A 16777-nucleotide genomic window follows, 5' to 3' on the forward strand; every position below is an offset into this window, starting at 1 on the left:
CATTCACTCGCTAAATAATCCAGACGTTATCCCGCCGGATAAAGTAGAGATTATTGCGCCAGAGAATCCGCAGGTAAATATCTTTGGTACCCAGAATACTTACCTTATTACCACGGCCAATTACTTCAACAACGGGAGCCGCAGCAGACGGGTCGGTTCGAAGGAGAACCCGGTCATGACTGATAATGCCTGATTGTATACCTTCCGGCAAATTCGTAAAGACGAGCAGTAATAGTAGGTAAGCGAAAATGACCCATTTTTGCCGCGTTAGAATTGTTTGTTTCCGGAACGATTTGAGCACCAGTACCGTAAATACGTAGCCTGCCGGAATCAAGAGAAACAGCAGCACATACAGGCCATATTTTCGGTAGAAAAGATAAAAGTAATTCAGGTCGTCCGTTTCGTAGCCACTCAGATTATTGGCCCTGGCAATGTCATTCATCCGGCGCAGCACGACGTCGTCGGGGTGGCGTTCAAAATAAACATCCAAATAATAGAGAAGCCGGGGCACATCATTTTGTCTTTCGTAAGCACTAGCCAGCTTCAACAGCATCGGATCGGTAGCGGTATGGCCTTCGGCCAGGGCCATTTCGTATATCCGGGCCGCGTTCACCTGATCACCTGCCGAAAAGAGCGAATCAGCCCGCCGGAGTGAGTCTGACGAAACTATCTGTGCCTCAGCGAGTCCTGACAAAAAACAAAAAAATAGGCTTATTTTAAGAGGAATGGCTTGGAATGAATGAAATAAGGCCATAATTTTGCACCACAATAAAAAACAACGCCCCACTTATAGGGATATTGTTTATCCGATTTGGTAGCTCAGCTGGTAGAGCAATACACTTTTAATGTATGGGTCCTGGGTTCGAATCCCAGCCGGATCACGTAAAAAAAGCCGCTTCTAGCGGCTTTTTTCATGTTGACCATATCAGAATGGCAGATCGTTGCTTTCTTCTTCGAAGGCCGAATTAAACGACATCGCTGCTGGCTGACTTTGCTGAGCCGGACGTGCCTGCTGGGCGGGTGCCGACCGGGGGGCGGGTGCTGCACTACCATCGCCCTCGGTGAGTTCGATGCGGAAAGCACGCAGTTCAGTGTACCACCGTTCGTTGTATTCGCGAGACTCGGCACTGAACGTCGCTTTGAGCGTATCGCCAGTAGCAAACTGTTTCAGATCCGCTACTTTATCGCCCCAGGCGGTTAAACATACTTTTTTAGGGTATGATGCATCCAGTGTCTCAAGGACGAACTCCTGCTTGCTCCAGGGACCTTTTTGGCTCTGTCCCGATACTTCGGGCAGAACTTTTATGAGTTTTCCGACTAATTCCAGTGCCATACTACTTGGACTTTTAAACGTGATTTAGAAGGATAAAAGTACGAATTTTTGCCCGTTTTTGGGCCATCTTCTACGAAAAAAGCAAAAGTTTTCGGCTTACATTTGGCATACTATAATGGGATTACTACATTTGCACCCACATTAAAGAAATGGCCATGTGGTGAAATTGGTAGACACGCCATCTTGAGGGGGTGGTGCTGCAAGGCTTGGGAGTTCGAATCTCCCCATGGTCACCTAGTTAATTATAAATCAAGCACTTACACGTAACGGTAAGTGCTTTTTTGTTTCTGGTTTGCCTGGCGGCTTGCATTTCACTTTTATCGGCCAATCATTTCATCTTAAATACTATAATGGGTTACATTGCGTACCGCGTGAGGTCAAACCGTACAGTCGTTCAAGTGATCTCGTGCTAACTTTCCGATGTGTTTGGTTGTAGAATTCGCTAGTACTTAGTTTAATCAATGTATGTCATCAGCCTGGAAAGAAGCATCTGGTAATTGACGTGACTTACCCAATTAGTAAGCCGATTGATACCAGAACGAATCTACTTTACAAGTGGATAAGCCAGGAAGCGTCGTAAAAAACGGTTAGCTACAGGTGTTACTGTAGTAATTTTTAGGCGGTTCCAGTAGGCATCGCGTGTCCGGTAGGCCAGAAGGAGCTTTCGACTAGTTATTGAATTTGCGACCTGCTCAAGAAGGTTTTAGTTGAACGAATAGAGTTGAGCCATATATTGCACTAAAGCAATAAATACTGCTGAGTTAAGGATCAAAAACGCTACCATTAGAATGGTAATTGCCAGGAAACAACTTACTGCCTTTCACTGGGCAATATGATAAATGATTTTAAGGCCATATCCAGTAAAATATAGCAAGTCCAGAATGTAGTAATAACCAACTTGTAGACGATGCCTTCAGGATTTTTTGCTTTATTAGATGATGTTTCGGCCTTGATAAAAGCAAGCGCTGCCAGTTTAGATGATGTGCCTGCTCAAGTAGCAAAAACAACCGGAAAAGTGTCAGGTATTGTCATTGATGATACAGCGGTTACACCCAAGTATGTGGTAGGGCTCGATCCATCCCGGGAACTGGCTATTATTTATCAGATTGCCAAAAAATCGCTGATCAATAAACTCCTCATTTTAGGTCCAGCGGCTCTATTGCTGGGCTACTTTGCTCCTTGGGCTATCACCCCTATTTTAATGGTCGGGGGTGCTTATTTATGTTTTGAAGGCTACGAAAAGGTTCATTCCCTGTTTAGCCATCCCTCCGATGAGCAGTTTGAACGGGAGCCCTTAAAAGAGATTACACCCGAGGAACTGGAGAAGCAACGAGTGGGTAGCGCCGTTCGCACAGATATTATTTTGTCGGCCGAAATTATGGCCATTGCGTATAGCCAGGTAACTGCCCAACCGATTGTGAACCAGATGGTGGTGATGGTGGCGGTAGCCTTTTTTATCACGGTGGCCGTTTATGGATTTGTTGGCTTGATTGTTAAAGCCGATGATATGGGGCTGCACCTGGCTGGCGGCAAATACCCTCCCGCTATTCAGAAAGTAGGCCGCAGTATAGTAAAATTTATGCCTCATTTCTTGAGTTGGCTGGGTTATGTAGGTACAGCCGCCATGCTTTGGGTAGGTGCCGAAATCATAGCGCATGGCATTGCGTTTACCGCTCATTTACTCCATGATTTAGAAGAGGGCTTGTCTTCCATGCCAGTCGTAGCCTGGTTTGCCAAAGCCCTGGCCTGCGGAGTTGCCGGGCTCATTGTAGGGTTTATCATCGAGAAGCTTGTTGCGTTTGTCAAGAGGGCCTTTTTATAGCCCAAGACGATACAACTGACTGCATTTGACAGTTATTAAAAGGCAGCATTCACTTATCGACGCGTTTTTTAGACGGACTTAAGTATAAATTGATTTGTACTCTAAAGAGAGTAAACCACTACTCTTGTTAGGTATATTTGGTTTTTTGGAATTGCAGATTCCCTTTAGGTCATTGTTCGTTATTCTTAATTGCCAACAATGCAGTAGCTACTTGAATGACTATTGATTCAGTTGTATCGAAAACTCATCGATAGCCATCAAAATGAAACGTTGATTTACGAGATCGTAATTTGATCGAACCAGCGAACCGGACTCTTTCCATCAAGTGTCAAAGACGGCAGAGAGTTTGAGCGCTTATCTCGTAGAAACGGGTGTTTAATTGGCCGGCCTGTTTTGATACCTGTTAACTTTTATCCGTAGCATACGAATGGCGGCTGATCACTGCCGATTCTTGTCTACTTTCTGTGCTGTTGGAATGGCCTTTACTTCCCGCTCCCGTTCGGTTTGCTCAACATAGACGGCATGTTCGGCAGGCTCAATCTTGACTCCGAAATGATTGGCATAAGCCAGCGTAAACTCAGCCCCGAAATAAAGAATAGCCGCTGTATAATAGATCCAGGTCAAGATAACGATCAGCGAACCAGCAGCACCGTAGGCCGAACTGGTGGCGGTCGTGTCGATGTAGAGGCCAATGGCGTACCGACCAATCATGAACAGGCAAGCGGTAAACAGGGCACCCCAGCGGACGTCTTTCCAGGCAATTTTGGCGTCAGGCAGCACTTTGAAAATGACGGCGAACAAAACCGTAATAACGGCCGTACTAATCATGAAATTAAGCCCGCTGATCAAATAGACACTTAGGCCAGGCAGGAAACGCGTTAACTGATCGCTCAATGCGAGCACCAGTCCATTGACTACCAGGGAGACCATTAATAAAAAGCCCAGGCTAACAATAAGCGAAGAGGATAACAGCCGATCCTTGATCAGCTTGAGCCATCCCTTTTCGGGTTTGGCTTTGACGCGCCAGATCAGATTGACCGAATCCTGAATTTCGCCAAAGAGACCGGTAGCACCAATCAATAAGGTGACAATGCCAATAGCCAGGGCCGAATTGGTTTTACCCGACAGGCTAACATTCTTGATCATATCCTGAATTTGTTTGGCCGCTTCGTTACCGACTAACCCATTAATCTGGCCAAAAATCTGACCTTGAGCCGCTTCCTGGCCCAGAAACACACTCACCAAGGAGATGATCAGCACCAGTAGAGGGGCCAGCGAAAAGATGGTGTAATAAGCCAGTGCAGCACTTAACTTCAGACCCCGATCATCCATAAAGCCATTGAATGAGTCGCTTATTATAGTCTTTCCGCTAGCCAGGAAGCTTTTGTCGGCCTGGTCGTCGATTGGTTTGGCCATAGGCAATGGTGGTTGGATGGAGTTGGCAAATAACCGGTTGTAGAAGCGGGCTAATAGAGTACTCATACGCGTAAACATCGAAGGAGTGGATAAGCCGACGTTGGCTTGGCAAGCGATGATTTAGATCAACAAGTAGTTGCATCCCTACGTATAACCTGGACATAGGCTACTTGTTACTTTTTTGATTTAAGCCGGGCCCCGATAAAAAGTCGATTGGATGCTTTAAGTCGACAGGTGAGTGCCGTTTAAAGCATTTCAGGCAGGCGTCGAGTTCAGTAAACCTTGTAACACAAGGGCATCCTGGCGCATATGGACATTGTTGAAGAAAACGTAAGCCGGTTGATCCGGCGGCAACAACTCTACGAATTCAGCTAATTCCTGTGGTTCATACTGATACCGCCAGCCCTGCCGCCCATGCAGTCGAAAGTAGCACTTCTCAGGGGTCATGGTCGCCTGGGCAAAAGGATCAACTACATGCCATAAGTCAAGATCATGGCAGAGGTCTTTGACTACCGCCTGGTCCCATGGTCCACGAGGCTCCCAACATAAGCGCAAACCGGCTCGTTCAATCTGGCTGAAGAAGTCAACCAGATGGCGAATGTGTTCGGCTGTCTGGGTAAAGCTGGCGGGACACTGAAACAGAACGGTGGTCGCCCTTAATGCTTTAGCGCTCTCCAGAGTAAGTTGCCAGGCTTGGTTAACAATAGTCGTGGGTTTGAAAAAGCCAGCCTCTGATCGCTGCTGCTCAGAAAGATGTATTGTCAAGCGCTTATAGGTTGGGCTTTTGGCCTGGTGCGTAATCAGCTGCCAGGCTTTGAGCGTAAACTCAAAGTGAGTCGGCACCTGGGACCGCCATCGCTCCAGGGTAGCAACCCGTGGGGGTTGATAGAAAGTCTGCTGTACCTCGACGCAGGAGAAGTGCTGAGCATACTCGTTTTTTGCGCCCGTAAAGCCGCAGGTACCCACTTTGGTATGGCTATGCATGAATGCCTGTTAACGAGCCACTAGTTTGCGTTGTTGCTTTAATCGAAGATTAGTCGTTAAGCAATGAGAGTTAATCACGGGCTCTAGTTACTAGTCGAGGAAGTTGGAGCAGTGCGACTTGTCTTACTCTTTTTCATCTCACGGCTACTCCCGGTTGTGCGCTTTGAATTACTTGGCGTTGTTGAACCTGAGCTTTTACGATTAACACCGCTGGTAGATTTACCAGCAGAACTGCTGGACACAGTCGGGCCCGTGGAGCCATTCTGGGCGGGCGTTGATCCCGATGTACCGTTACCCGTATTGCTGCTGCCTGATGCCGTTGATTGGGCTTGCAAACGAAAGCTGATCAGGCTCAACAGTAAAGCGCTACCTAGGATTATCTTTTTCATCGCGTTAAGTTGGTTTAGACTCTTCAGGTTGTCAAACGAGTACAGTCGCCAGTTGTTTGCACAGATAGGCCCTAACTGATTGAATGGATAAGTACAACTTAAAGTGAGCGAATCGATCCTGTAGTAGTCCGCTCCGGCCTTTAGGTTTAAGGGCTGGGAAGAAACCAAATACTCAAAAATTCTTAAACAGATTCTTATCTTTTACTAAAATTCTCCTTTATGACCATGCTTCGATGCATACAGCTCCTTTTGTTTGGTTTATTTTTCGCGACTACGTCCTTAGCCCAAAATCAGTCGCTAACAAACGATTCGGCAACGATTGCTGCCCCGGGACCAGTACTGATTACCAACGGCAACCTGGTGGATGTGGAAACGGGTCGGGTTCGCACGAATATGAGCCTATTCATCGAAAACGGTATCATCCGCAAAATCGGCAAAAACCTGTCGACAGCAGCGGGCACAACGGTTGTCGACGCAACAGGCAAATGGCTGATGCCGGGCCTGATCGACAGCCACATCCATCTGTTTCAGTCGGGTGGATTATACACCCGGCCTGATGGCATTGATCTGACCAAATACCGACCCTACGAAACCGAGCGTCAATGGCTGCGCGACAACATGGGGGATCTACTACGTCGATATCTGGCCTGCGGCATCACGACCGTGATTGACATCGGTGGACCGCTTTATCAATTTGCGTACCGCGATCGGTATAATCAGCGATACACCAGTCCGCAGGTTCTGATGACGGGGCCGCTGATTTCAACCTATCAGCCCGAAGCGTTTAAGATTGACGATTCGCCTATTATTAAAGCCAATACGCCCGACGAAGCGCGTGAGCAGGTACGCCGTCAGTTACCCTATAAGCCGGATTTTATCAAAATCTGGTTCATTGTACGGGGCGTCGGTGCGGGTGAGCAGGCGCAGGCAATGGTTCAGGCTGCCATTGATGAAAGTCATAAACATGGACTAAAAGTGGCCATTCATACGCAGGAGTTACTGGCCGCCAAACTAGGCGTAAAATACGGTGCCGATTACCTGGTTCATAGCCCCGAAGATGGCCTGATCGATGACGAACTGATTGCGCTGATGAAGCAACGAAACGTTAGCTATTGTCCGACAATGGTCGTGGCCGACGGCTATATCGGTTTTTTTACGGATAAGCGCAAGTTCACTCCTTACGAATTTACACGGGCCAATCCCTACGTGCTGGGCACGCTGTTCGACATGAAGCACCTACCCGAGTCAGCTCTGCAAAAACAGTTTGGTGATTTCCTGACTAGTCAGGCTTATCAGCGCATACAGACTGACCGAAATTCCTTCCTGTGGGCTAATTTGATCCGGGTGTGGCGGGCGGGGGTCAACGTAGTGACCGGCACGGATGCGGGCAATCCCGGTACGTTTCACGGTACGTCCTATATAGATGAACTGCGCAAGATGAAAACGGCGGACCTGACCAACGCAGATCTGTTAAAGGCCTCAACGATCAATGCGGCTAAAATTCTGGGTAAAGAAGGTCAGATTGGCTCGTTGACCGAAGGCAAATGGGCTAACATACTGGTGCTTTCACAGAATCCACTGGCCGACCTAAACGCCCTGACCCGCATTGAGACGGTCGTGAACCGGGGGTTCTTAGCGACTCCGGCACAGCTTCTGACCGACAAGCCCGAAGACTTGGTTCAGCGGCAGCTGAACGCCTATAATGCGCACGACATCGAGGCCTTTCTGGAACCCTACGCCGACGACATAGAACTATATGACTTACCTAACAAGCTCATCAGCAAGGGTAAAGACGCCATGCGGCAGGATTACGGAAAATTTTTCACCAACGCACCCGCACTACACTGCGAATTAGTCAACCGCATGGTAGTCGGTAATACCGTCGTAGACCACGAGCGGGTTACCGTGGTGGCTGACAAGGCTCCGAGGGAGGCCATTGCCATCTACAAAATTGAAAACGGGAAGATCAAGAAAGTGTATTTCACTCAGTAAGTAGCAATTCCACAGAAGCTAAACAGTTGTGTCAACGCAAATAAGAATATCAAACTCATAATATAAATTCCTAAGTCTTACAAGACGCCCGATTCAGGCAGCAAATATTGGAACCTGCATTCGTCTCAAGCGGGAGCGTTTTCGCGAGACCGTTGTATAGGTGATATAGTTATTCAATAGATCCGCCTGCTTAGGGGCAAAAATCTACCGCAGTCTGTAAAATCGGACGGCACAGGCCCCCCTGCGCCGAAGCGGCAACTTTTACGTTTCGTTAACATTCTTTTACCAGCCTTCCAACCTATCCCAGCACAAAGACGGGTAGGTTTGCGGACCACTGCAGTGGTTGACATTTGTTGGTATAAAAAAGAAAAAGGATGAACTACTCCCGCGTATATGCTCTGTTCTTGATGCTTGTTTTTTGCACGTCCTGTGAGCAAAACCAAACAAACGCACCAAAAGATAGCATCAGGTCTGAAATCAATGACACAGGGCCTAACATAATGGTGCGTAACATAAAAAAAGGCAGAAATGGGACCATTTTGATGGCTGGCCCCAATAACGCATCATTTGGTGATGTGTTTCGATACGACCCTTCCAGGGCCGGGGAAAAATCGTTTACTAATCTTACCAGTAAACTAGGTCAGCACCAATTCTGGGATGTCCTGGAAGATCGACAAGGAAATAGGTGGTTCACGTCTACTGATTCAGGCGTTTATTATGACAATGGGAAATCCATTCAACAGTTCACGACCAGGGAGGGACTTGCCAGTAATCGAGTTACGTCTGTGTATGAAGATAAAGCCGGCATTATTTGGTTCGGCACGGGAGAGGGAGTAAGTCGCTACGATCCCAGACGGGCAGTCGGGAAATCGTTTCGGAATTTTACCTCTCCCAACGCCCCGCTTTTTTATAAAGAAGGGCATTGGAATAATGATATTCATACAATCCTTGAAGATAAAACCGGGAAAATGTGGGTTGGCACCAGGGGCGACGCCTTTGTGTATGACGGAAAAAAATTTACCACGTTAACCCATAAAGGCGAACCCTTTCTCGACGTTTGGGCCATACTGGAAGATAGAAAAGGGACTATTTGGCTCAGTGGTTACAATGGCTTTAAAGGAGACCGTCGACCCGGCGGCCTCTATCGCTACGACGGCAGTAGCTTTACGAAGGTATCGGAGCGAGGGGCTTATGCTATAATCCAGGATAAACAAGGAAACATCTGGACTACGGGCCCGGTAAATCCTGCGAATTGGACGGTCCAGGCCGTTTCCCGTTATGAGGCAAAGTCCTTATATAGTACTAAGCCCTCGGTAACCGAAATTAGGTCAGGAAAGAATTTTCTGGGGCTTCAGGAAGCGAACGATGGCAGTATTTGGTTTGGCGATGCGACCGGCGTGTATCGGTATGATGGAAAGACCGTCACGGACTTTTATAATAAAGAGGGTCAGAAAAAATATATCATCGATACCAGGCAAAGTGTTGTCATCTGGAAAGGTTCCAGGCTTCTTGGTGGCTGGGAAGGGACTACGTTTCTGGGTGATGGTTCCACTACTGGGGACGTCGATCTAGTAAAAGGAGAACTGTTGATTGACAGCCGTCATCTGGTGGGCGGTGCCGTTGAAGTCGACATGACTACCATTGACCAATTTGAGGATCACCCTTCACGCAATAAATTACCCGCCTTTTTTGATGTCAAAAAATTTCCTGTTTCAACTTTCGCCATCACAAAGGTTGAAACAGGAAATGATGGAATTACACAAGTGCCAATGGATGGAAGTATAAGAGTTCCAACTGATGGCACGATGAAAGTTACAGGGAAGCTGACCCTCGAAGGTGTCACGAAAGCCGTTACTTTTCCCGCCAAAATGCATTTTAAGGACGGCATGGACGGCACTGTCGAGTTAAATGGCACACTGATCATTGATCGAACCGATTGGGGTATCGATTATGGATCAGAAAAGCACTTCTATCAGTCTGGTGATGTAATTTTGGACGAGGTTAAACTCTTTCTAAAAATCGTAGCGAAAAAAATAAATAGGTAGCAGGGCTAGAAATAACCGCGCCCGAGAAGATATCTTTTGTGAAGTAAGTTCTGGAAGAGCTGACCTATTTGGCAGCCTTAACGGCGGAAGCCGAATCGGTTCTGCAAGGAGCGCCAAACTAATTGCCCCGTCTATACCTACTACGCTTATCTCTCAACGCTCCCATCAGGTTTTTCTGAAGGATATTGACCCAAACGATCACGCCAACAGAACACCGTACTCCTTGTGCCATGGCAAAGGAATACGGTGTTCTGTTGGTGTGTTTTTGTTAGTTACGTACATACCCTCTGGAAGTCAGCCCATCCATCGTATATTACAATCCTTACCTAGTTTACATGCCTACCGTAACTGCCTTTTCTATGAAAACAACTTACAATGTTTTGGTCGTTGATGATGATAAAGACGACCAGTTTTTAGTTAAAATGGCCTTTGAAAAGGATTCTGGTCGCTATATCGTTCAATTTGCCGCCGATGGAACAGACGTTCTGGAAGGTATTGAGAGTCCCGAATTTTTACCGGACTTAATTCTGCTTGATCTGAACATGCCCGTTATCAATGGCTTTGAAGTGCTTTATCATTTAAAGCAATCGGTTTTTTATCGCCATGTACCTGTCGTAATTTTAACGACCTCTTCTTACGAAGAAGACATCAATAAAGCCTACAATCTGGGCGCGAATACGTTCATAACCAAACCGCACAACCACCAGGAACTGGCCCATCTGGCCGAACAGATACGGCTCTACTGGTTTGAACTGGCTAAGATTCCAACGCGCAGAACCAATTGATTACTTGATTTAGACACCTACTCGTACTTATTATTTTACCCGATAAGCACTACTTGAGTCGACTATGAATAAAGAGCCTGTAAAGCCTCCGCTCGGCTAGTGTTTTCCGTTTTCACAAACCGTATGCTACTCACTAAGGTTGACAGCTAGTAAACGTGAATTACTCGCAAATACGCTCCAAATTGAGACGAAGGTAATTTGATCTTTAATGGGGCGTTTAAAGGGATGGTGAATCAGGCAGGTGAACCAAAATCCTGCTTTCGCAAGTTGCGACTTTCTTTTTTTCAGCTATTCACACAGTCTATTGAGCATCACCATGAACGGCTTAATTTGGCCGACTTTAGGAGCTATGGGCAATTGATCCGTTATTTCCCTAACCAGTAAAGAAGCTGATTCTACTGTTAGCTAGTTGGGGTTTCAGTTTAGTGATCGGTAATCATTCGGCGTAACGCCTGCTTTTTGTTTGAATAAACGGGTGAAATGCTGGGGGTACTTGAAGCCCAAGTCGTAGGCAATTTCACTCGCCGATTTATGCCTGTCAAACAGTCGCTCTTTGGCCACATCGATCACTTTTGACTGAATATAGTCCTGAGCCGATGTGCCGGTCTCTTTCTTTACCAGGTCACCGAAATAGTTGGGTGACAAATGCAGGGCTTCGGCGCAGTAAGCTACCGATGGCAAGCCTTCGGTCTGCGGTTTATCGGATGAAAAATAGCCGATCAATAAGGACTCGAACCGTTCCAGGATGCCTTTGTTGGCCTGGTCGCGCGTAATGAACTGGCGGTCGTAAAAACGGATGCAGTACCTGAGCAGCAGCTCGATGTTGGCCGCAATCAGTCCTTTGCTGTGCTTGTCGATAGTTTGATCAATTTCATACTCAATTTTTGCAAAGCAATCGATCACAATGCCTCTCTCCTTATCCGACAGGTGAAGCGCTTCATGGACATCATACGAAAAAAACGAATAATCCTGAATGTGCTTGCCCAACGGAGTGCCGACCATCAGGTCGGGATGAAAGAGCAACACCCAGCCTTTAGGGGCAAATAGGTCAACGCCGGGTTGCACCCCTACCACCTGTCCGGGCGCGACAAAGATCAGACTTCCTTCCTGGTAGTCATAGTGCCTTCGTCCATAGCGCAACTGGCCATGGTTCAGTTCTTTCAGACCAACCGCATACAAACCAAAATTGAATGTTTTGGCGGGCATCGGCTGCGCTTTCGAGAGGTCAATTACCGCCACCAGGGGATGTTTGGTCGTTACGCCCCGTATGGTATTGTATTGCGCGATGCTGTTAATTTTTACAATCTCGTCCATACCTTATCGGTTTATCGCTACAAACTTACAGGTTTCGACAAGCTCCGTTGAGGCCGGCCTTCCCAATCAGTAAAATTGGTAAGCAAACCCGTAATCTGTATACAAAACGGCTCGCCCTTTCCCTTCAATTTTGCTGCCGAAAACAGAAAAAAACGTACAACATGAAAACACGACAAGTAGGAACTTCAGGATTAGCCGTGTCCGAACTTGGTTTCGGCTGCATGGGATTAAGCCACGGTTATGGCCCGGCCACAAACGAAAAAGATGCCATCGCCCTCATTCAAAAAGCCTATGAATCAGGTATTACCTTCTTTGATACCGCCGAAGTGTACGGGCAAGGCGCCAATGAACAATTGGTGGGAAAAGCGTTGCACGATGTACGGGATAAAGTAATCATCGCTACCAAATTTGGCTTTACGAACGGTAGGAATACAGATGGTTTGGACAGTCGGCCCGAGCGCATCAGGCAGGTGGCGGAAAACTCGCTCCGGTATTTGAAAACCGATTATATCGATCTGTTCTATCAACACCGTGTGGACCCAAATGTACCCATTGAAGACGTTGCCGGAACCGTAAAAGATCTGATTGCCGAAGGCAAAGTAAACTACTTCGGTATGAGTGAAGCCGGCGTGCAAAGTATACGCAGAGCGCATGCCGTACAACCCGTGGCAGCCCTGCAAAGTGAGTACTCTATGTTCTGGCGCGAACCTGAGATAGAAATCATTCCATTGCTTGAAGAATTGGGCATTGGCTTCGTTCCGTTCAGTCCGCTGGGTAAAGGATTTTTAACGGGTAAGATGAATGCGGACACCGAATTTGACAAGACGGATTGGAGGAATGTGATGCCTCGTTTTAGCAAAGAAAACCGCGAAGCAAATCAAACCATCGTTGACCTTTTAACGAAGATTTCGGTAGAACATAACGCAACGCCGGCGCAGATTGCACTGGCATGGCTGCTGGCCCAAAAGCCGTGGATTGCGCCCATTCCGGGAACCACAAAGATGCACCGCCTGCAAGAAAATATCGGTGGCGCAGACGTTACCTTAAGCGTTGATGATTTGGTCAACATCAACACAGCCTTGGACAACATCAGCCTTCAGGGAGAACGTTATCCCGCAATTCTGGCAGGCCTGCAAGGCAAATAAGCAAGTCATAACCCCCGGTTGAATGACTGAATAGGTAGCAGTAGGCCTCAAAGTCTTACCAAATCAGCAGGCCGACCCATTGATCGTTAATACCCACCAACAACAGACCATGAAAATATTAAAATTAAACAACGGAGTAGAAATGCCCTTCGTGGGTTATGGCGTTAATCAGAGCGCGCCTGAAGAGATTGAGAAATGCGTACTGGTTGCCCTTCATGTACGTCACTGAGCAATCGGCCTCAAGCAGGCAGAGGAAAAACTGCCCATCGATCAGTTTTTACGCATCAGTCGTTCGCACATTATAAACATCCAGCGAATTGTGGGACGCCAGGGCGAAGAGCTACTCATTGATAAAAAACGGCTACGCGTGGGTCGTACTTATAAACAATACGTCAATGAGCGCTTGCGCCAATCAACCATTGGGCTTGTGTAGCCACACGATGAGTACGAGTTGATAACCTCTACCCGTCAACGACGATCCGTCGTTGACGGGTAAACGATTCCAAAAACAACGTTACTCGCGAAATTTCAGATCGCGTTCCCGGATTAAGGCATTTGTCTCGGCAAACTCGAGTAGCAGGCCGTATTCTTCTTTCGACCGAATGGTGCCCTCCCCTTCGTTGGCCGGATCGTTGAAGGCACACCTACACCGGCGCTGGCCAAACTGATTCTTGCCAAAATCAAAATGAGCTATTTTGTCAGGATCATACGTCACATTTCCTAAAACTAATATCTGTCTTTTTCTCATAATGGTTGAATTTGGAGGCTAAACGACCGTCTAGGCCCATCGATTATCTGGTTGTATGCCTGTAATACTCTTAAAGGTCAACATCGGGAGCATTTGCCTTTGCGCCATCTCGCTGTATATCCTCAATAATGGCTCCGTTATTGCGGCCTAGGCTTGCTTGCGTGCGTTCCTAAGTATTGGCTTTTAATCGGTTATGCAGTTCTTTATCCTGGGAGATGAAGGTGGTGCTGTGTATCAGCGAGTGCTGAATGGCCAAGCAGATCGCTGACCGATCGGTTAAGCTTGAGCCAATACGCCTGGCTTTGGCAGCTAAAAGGGTAAAGGGGTTAAATACGTGGGCGACAAATAGGCAGGCCATCGTCACCAGGTGCTCATTGAGCTGTGGTTTAGCGCAAGCCGTGTCCGGGTAGTCGATCATCAATGACGACATTTGACTGCCGGTTAGCACGCACGCAGCAACGCTGTTACGGCATGAACATGGTTGGCAGGCGAATAATTACCACTGGGTGAAATAAACTAAATTTGTTTCTGATAGCCAGAGAATTCATCGGATTAACTTTGATTGGGCAAGTAGATCACGATTGATTCACCGACTGGTTAGCTGGTTGCTTCCCTGGAACCCTAAGGACCTTTACGCTGGCCATAGGCTTCTCTTTAGAGGTAATGGACAGTTCCGCATTTCGACTACAAAAGCCCTCAGTTTGCCTACAAACGACGTCTGGCATCTAATGACCTTTGCTGCATCATTAACCAATACATACATCATGATACAGCAAAATGAAACATCAGGTGCCAGTTCAGTTCAGACTCTTGCAACTGGTGCTAAAGTCTGGTTTATTACGGGTGCGTCACGGGGTTTTGGACGCCTTTGGGCCCAGGCCGCTCTGGAGCGGGGCGACAAGGTAGTGGCTACAGCCCGCAAACTGGCCAGCATTAACGAACTGAATGATCAATTCGGCCAAAATGTACTAACCCTGGAACTGGATGTGACGAATCCCGATCAGGTAAAGAAAGTTGTCGAACAGGCACATGCTCATTTCGGCAGGCTTGATATCGTGCTCAACAATGCCGGTTATTCCCTGGTTGGCACCATTGAAGAAGCCAGCGCAAACGATATTCGTACCCTTTACGAAACTAATGTTTTCGGCCCGGTTTCCGTTATTCAGGCCGCCCTGCCACTGCTACGAAAGCAGGGCAGCGGCCACATCCTGGGCACTTCGAGCAACCTGGGCCATGTGACGCTTCCGGTAATCGGCTATTACTGTTCAACAAAATGGGCATTCGAAGCGATTCACGAAAGTCTGGCTGCCGAGATCAAACCCTTTGGGATCAACGTAACCATCATTGAACCGGGTGCCTATGCTACCGAATTTGGCAGCCAGGAATCATTGAAGTTCGCGCAAGGGCTCGACATCTACGCTGATTTTAAGTCGCATTTTTTCACTAATTTAAGAGCCCTGGAACGAGGGGATCCAGCCGCGACCCCAGGAGCCCTTTTCCAACTGGTTGATGCCGAAAATCCTCCTTTACGCTTCTTCTTGGGTAGCCATAATCTACCCTCGGTACGCACGGCCTATGCGGAGCGTCTAGCGACTTGGGAAGCGTGGGAAGATGTTTCCAATTCGGCACAAGGGTAATCTAGTTCAGGAACCCTCAAACAGGGAAATACCTTACTAAAGCAGCCAGGATAACCGATAATCGTTTATGTATCGGTTATCCTTTTTTCTACTGTGTGATGAAAAAAGAAGAAAACAGTCCGTATAAGATCGAATCGCTCACCGACGCGCATCGAGCCTTTGGTTTACCTGCTCCTCGGCATCCCTTGGTTAGCCTGATAAATGGCCCCCATTCGCAGGTTGACGGCCTCAGGCTTCCTCCCTACCATGTACTGGGCTTTTATAAAATATCGTACAAACCAAAGCTGAGCGGAAAATTAAAATACGGTCAGCACTATTATGATTTTGACGAAGGAGGCTTGTTATTTGCTTCACCGGGTCAACTCATTGGCAATCGTGACAACGATGCCAGCGTATGTTCGGCGTATACCTTGCTGATTCATCCAGATTTCTTTTTAGGCTATCCCCTGGCCAGAACCGTTAAGCAGTATGGCTTTTTCTCGTATTCCACCCACGAAACGTTGCATTTGTCGGAAGAGGAAAAAAGAACCATTTTCGAGATCTTTACCATGATCGACCATGAACTATCCAGCCGAATCGATGACTCCAGCCAGAATGTGATTATAGCCCAAATCGAGTTGTTGCTCAACTACGCCAATCGGTATTACAAACGGCAGTTCATTACCCGAAAAGGGGTCAACAGTGATCTATTGCAAAAGCTGGAAGAAGTGGTCGAGGCTTATTTTTCCGATGGACGATCGGTAAGCCAAGGCTTACCAACCGTTCATTATTTGGCCGAACAGGTCAATCTTTCTCCGCATTATTTAAGTGACATGTTACGGTCCCTGATCGGACAAAATGCGCAGCAGTATGTTCATAGTAAGCTCATCGATAAAGCGAAAGAGGTCTTATCGACCACCAACTTATCGGTGGGGGAAGTAGCGTATTTGTTGGGTTTTGAGCACTCCCAATCGTTCAGTAAGCTCTTTAAAACAAAAACGCACCTATCCCCATTGGCCTTCAGACGTTCGTTTAATTAAGTAGCTCCCCATTAAGCAACGTTAATTTTTTCGTCTTAAATGCTCCTAAAAACTGAGGAGCGTTTAAGAATCTGATTCTTAAATAGGGCTTTTAATTAGACAACCTATAGCTGTCAACCACGATCTGTCGCATACGACCTGGCTTACT

Annotated in this window: 15 protein-coding genes and 2 tRNA genes; 10 read left to right on the forward strand and 7 right to left on the reverse strand. The window is 47.2% G+C overall.

Features of this window, described 5'->3' with window-relative positions; translation table 11 throughout:
- Positions 1–10: 10 nt before the first annotated feature.
- Complete coding sequence (locus ACYVAM_RS26590) at positions 11–754, reverse strand: hypothetical protein (RefSeq protein ID WP_461072797.1); 744 nt, start codon at positions 752–754, stop codon at positions 11–13.
- Positions 755–808: 54 nt separating this feature from the next.
- Between ACYVAM_RS26590 and ACYVAM_RS26595 the strand changes: the two genes are divergently transcribed.
- Positions 809–881 (forward strand) — tRNA-Lys (locus tag ACYVAM_RS26595).
- Positions 882–925: 44 nt separating this feature from the next.
- On the opposite strand, the gene ACYVAM_RS26600 is transcribed toward ACYVAM_RS26595, so the two are convergent.
- Positions 926–1333, reverse strand: coding sequence for a DUF3127 domain-containing protein (locus ACYVAM_RS26600; RefSeq protein WP_461072799.1), 408 nt, complete (start codon positions 1331–1333; stop codon positions 926–928).
- A 151-nt stretch (positions 1334–1484) separates the two neighbouring features.
- Here ACYVAM_RS26600 and ACYVAM_RS26605 point away from each other — a divergent pair.
- Together ACYVAM_RS26605 and ACYVAM_RS26610 are read left to right on the forward strand one after the other, a co-directional pair.
- Positions 1485–1566: transfer RNA gene (locus tag ACYVAM_RS26605), tRNA-Leu, on the forward strand.
- A 674-nt stretch (positions 1567–2240) separates the two neighbouring features.
- Positions 2241–3155, forward strand: a complete 915-nt coding sequence (locus ACYVAM_RS26610) for a DUF808 domain-containing protein (protein ID WP_461072801.1) — start codon at positions 2241–2243, stop codon at positions 3153–3155.
- Positions 3156–3593: 438 nt separating this feature from the next.
- On the opposite strand, the gene ACYVAM_RS26615 is transcribed toward ACYVAM_RS26610, so the two are convergent.
- Positions 3594–4487, reverse strand: coding sequence for a YihY/virulence factor BrkB family protein (locus ACYVAM_RS26615; protein ID WP_461072931.1), 894 nt, complete (start codon positions 4485–4487; stop codon positions 3594–3596).
- 339 nt (positions 4488–4826) lie between these two features.
- Positions 4827–5555, reverse strand: coding sequence for a DUF72 domain-containing protein (locus ACYVAM_RS26620; protein ID WP_461072803.1), 729 nt, complete (start codon positions 5553–5555; stop codon positions 4827–4829).
- Positions 5556–6169: 614 nt separating this feature from the next.
- Between ACYVAM_RS26620 and ACYVAM_RS26625 the strand changes: the two genes are divergently transcribed.
- The 3 genes from ACYVAM_RS26625 to ACYVAM_RS26635 all read left to right on the forward strand — a co-directional run bounded on the left by ACYVAM_RS26625 (position 6170) and on the right by ACYVAM_RS26635 (position 10766).
- On the forward strand, positions 6170–7936 hold the full coding sequence (locus ACYVAM_RS26625) for an amidohydrolase family protein (protein WP_461072805.1): 1767 nt from the start codon (positions 6170–6172) through the stop codon (positions 7934–7936).
- A 542-nt stretch (positions 7937–8478) separates the two neighbouring features.
- Positions 8479–9981, forward strand: coding sequence for a YceI family protein (locus ACYVAM_RS26630; protein ID WP_461072933.1), 1503 nt, complete (start codon positions 8479–8481; stop codon positions 9979–9981).
- Between the two features lie 359 nt (positions 9982–10340).
- Entirely contained in the window at positions 10341–10766 is a 426-nt protein-coding gene (locus ACYVAM_RS26635; protein WP_461072807.1) for a response regulator, read from the forward strand.
- A 417-nt stretch (positions 10767–11183) separates the two neighbouring features.
- Here ACYVAM_RS26635 and ACYVAM_RS26640 read toward each other — a convergent pair whose 3' ends face one another.
- Positions 11184–12080, reverse strand: a complete 897-nt coding sequence (locus ACYVAM_RS26640; protein ID WP_461072809.1) for a helix-turn-helix domain-containing protein — start codon at positions 12078–12080, stop codon at positions 11184–11186.
- Between the two features lie 161 nt (positions 12081–12241).
- Between ACYVAM_RS26640 and ACYVAM_RS26645 the strand changes: the two genes are divergently transcribed.
- Together ACYVAM_RS26645 and ACYVAM_RS26650 are read left to right on the forward strand one after the other, a co-directional pair.
- Positions 12242–13225, forward strand: a complete 984-nt coding sequence (locus ACYVAM_RS26645) for an aldo/keto reductase (RefSeq protein ID WP_461072811.1) — start codon at positions 12242–12244, stop codon at positions 13223–13225.
- Between the two features lie 232 nt (positions 13226–13457).
- The gene (locus ACYVAM_RS26650) at positions 13458–13658 is read left to right on the forward strand and encodes a LytTR family transcriptional regulator DNA-binding domain-containing protein (RefSeq protein WP_461072935.1); all 201 of its coding nucleotides are present in this window, start codon (positions 13458–13460) and stop codon (positions 13656–13658) included.
- An 81-nt stretch (positions 13659–13739) separates the two neighbouring features.
- Here the strand turns inward: ACYVAM_RS26650 and ACYVAM_RS26655 are convergent, their stop codons facing one another.
- The gene (locus ACYVAM_RS26655; RefSeq protein WP_461072813.1) at positions 13740–13973 is read right to left on the reverse strand and encodes a hypothetical protein; all 234 of its coding nucleotides are present in this window, start codon (positions 13971–13973) and stop codon (positions 13740–13742) included.
- 169 nt (positions 13974–14142) lie between these two features.
- On the reverse strand, positions 14143–14403 hold the full coding sequence (locus ACYVAM_RS26660) for a hypothetical protein (protein WP_461072815.1): 261 nt from the start codon (positions 14401–14403) through the stop codon (positions 14143–14145).
- A 334-nt stretch (positions 14404–14737) separates the two neighbouring features.
- Here ACYVAM_RS26660 and ACYVAM_RS26665 point away from each other — a divergent pair, with 334 nt between their 5' ends.
- Positions 14738–15610: an SDR family NAD(P)-dependent oxidoreductase gene (locus ACYVAM_RS26665; RefSeq protein WP_461072817.1), complete on the forward strand. Its 873-nt coding sequence runs from the start codon at positions 14738–14740 to the stop codon at positions 15608–15610.
- A gap of 98 nt (positions 15611–15708) precedes the next feature.
- Complete coding sequence (locus ACYVAM_RS26670) at positions 15709–16629, forward strand: helix-turn-helix domain-containing protein (protein WP_461072819.1); 921 nt, start codon at positions 15709–15711, stop codon at positions 16627–16629.
- Positions 16630–16777: the final 148 nt, after the last annotated feature.

The sequence above is a fragment of the Spirosoma horti genome (assembly GCF_054776595.1).

What these genes read in the sequence shown, in the direction of transcription:
- ACYVAM_RS26590 (WP_461072797.1), bottom strand. Translation starts at nt 754, where the DNA reads ATGGCCTTATTTCATTCATTCCAAGCCATTCCTCTTAAAATAAGCCTA.
- ACYVAM_RS26600 (WP_461072799.1), bottom strand. Translation starts at nt 1,333, where the DNA reads ATGGCACTGGAATTAGTCGGAAAACTCATAAAAGTTCTGCCCGAAGTA.
- ACYVAM_RS26610 (WP_461072801.1), top strand. Translation starts at nt 2,241, where the DNA reads ATGCCTTCAGGATTTTTTGCTTTATTAGATGATGTTTCGGCCTTGATA.
- ACYVAM_RS26615 (WP_461072931.1), bottom strand. Translation starts at nt 4,487, where the DNA reads ATGGATGATCGGGGTCTGAAGTTAAGTGCTGCACTGGCTTATTACACC.
- ACYVAM_RS26620 (WP_461072803.1), bottom strand. Translation starts at nt 5,555, where the DNA reads ATGCATAGCCATACCAAAGTGGGTACCTGCGGCTTTACGGGCGCAAAA.
- ACYVAM_RS26625 (WP_461072805.1), top strand. Translation starts at nt 6,170, where the DNA reads ATGCTTCGATGCATACAGCTCCTTTTGTTTGGTTTATTTTTCGCGACT.
- ACYVAM_RS26630 (WP_461072933.1), top strand. Translation starts at nt 8,479, where the DNA reads ATGGCTGGCCCCAATAACGCATCATTTGGTGATGTGTTTCGATACGAC.
- ACYVAM_RS26635 (WP_461072807.1), top strand. Translation starts at nt 10,341, where the DNA reads ATGAAAACAACTTACAATGTTTTGGTCGTTGATGATGATAAAGACGAC.
- ACYVAM_RS26640 (WP_461072809.1), bottom strand. Translation starts at nt 12,080, where the DNA reads ATGGACGAGATTGTAAAAATTAACAGCATCGCGCAATACAATACCATA.
- ACYVAM_RS26645 (WP_461072811.1), top strand. Translation starts at nt 12,242, where the DNA reads ATGAAAACACGACAAGTAGGAACTTCAGGATTAGCCGTGTCCGAACTT.
- ACYVAM_RS26655 (WP_461072813.1), bottom strand. Translation starts at nt 13,973, where the DNA reads ATGAGAAAAAGACAGATATTAGTTTTAGGAAATGTGACGTATGATCCT.
- ACYVAM_RS26660 (WP_461072815.1), bottom strand. Translation starts at nt 14,403, where the DNA reads ATGTCGTCATTGATGATCGACTACCCGGACACGGCTTGCGCTAAACCA.
- ACYVAM_RS26665 (WP_461072817.1), top strand. Translation starts at nt 14,738, where the DNA reads ATGATACAGCAAAATGAAACATCAGGTGCCAGTTCAGTTCAGACTCTT.
- ACYVAM_RS26670 (WP_461072819.1), top strand. Translation starts at nt 15,709, where the DNA reads ATGAAAAAAGAAGAAAACAGTCCGTATAAGATCGAATCGCTCACCGAC.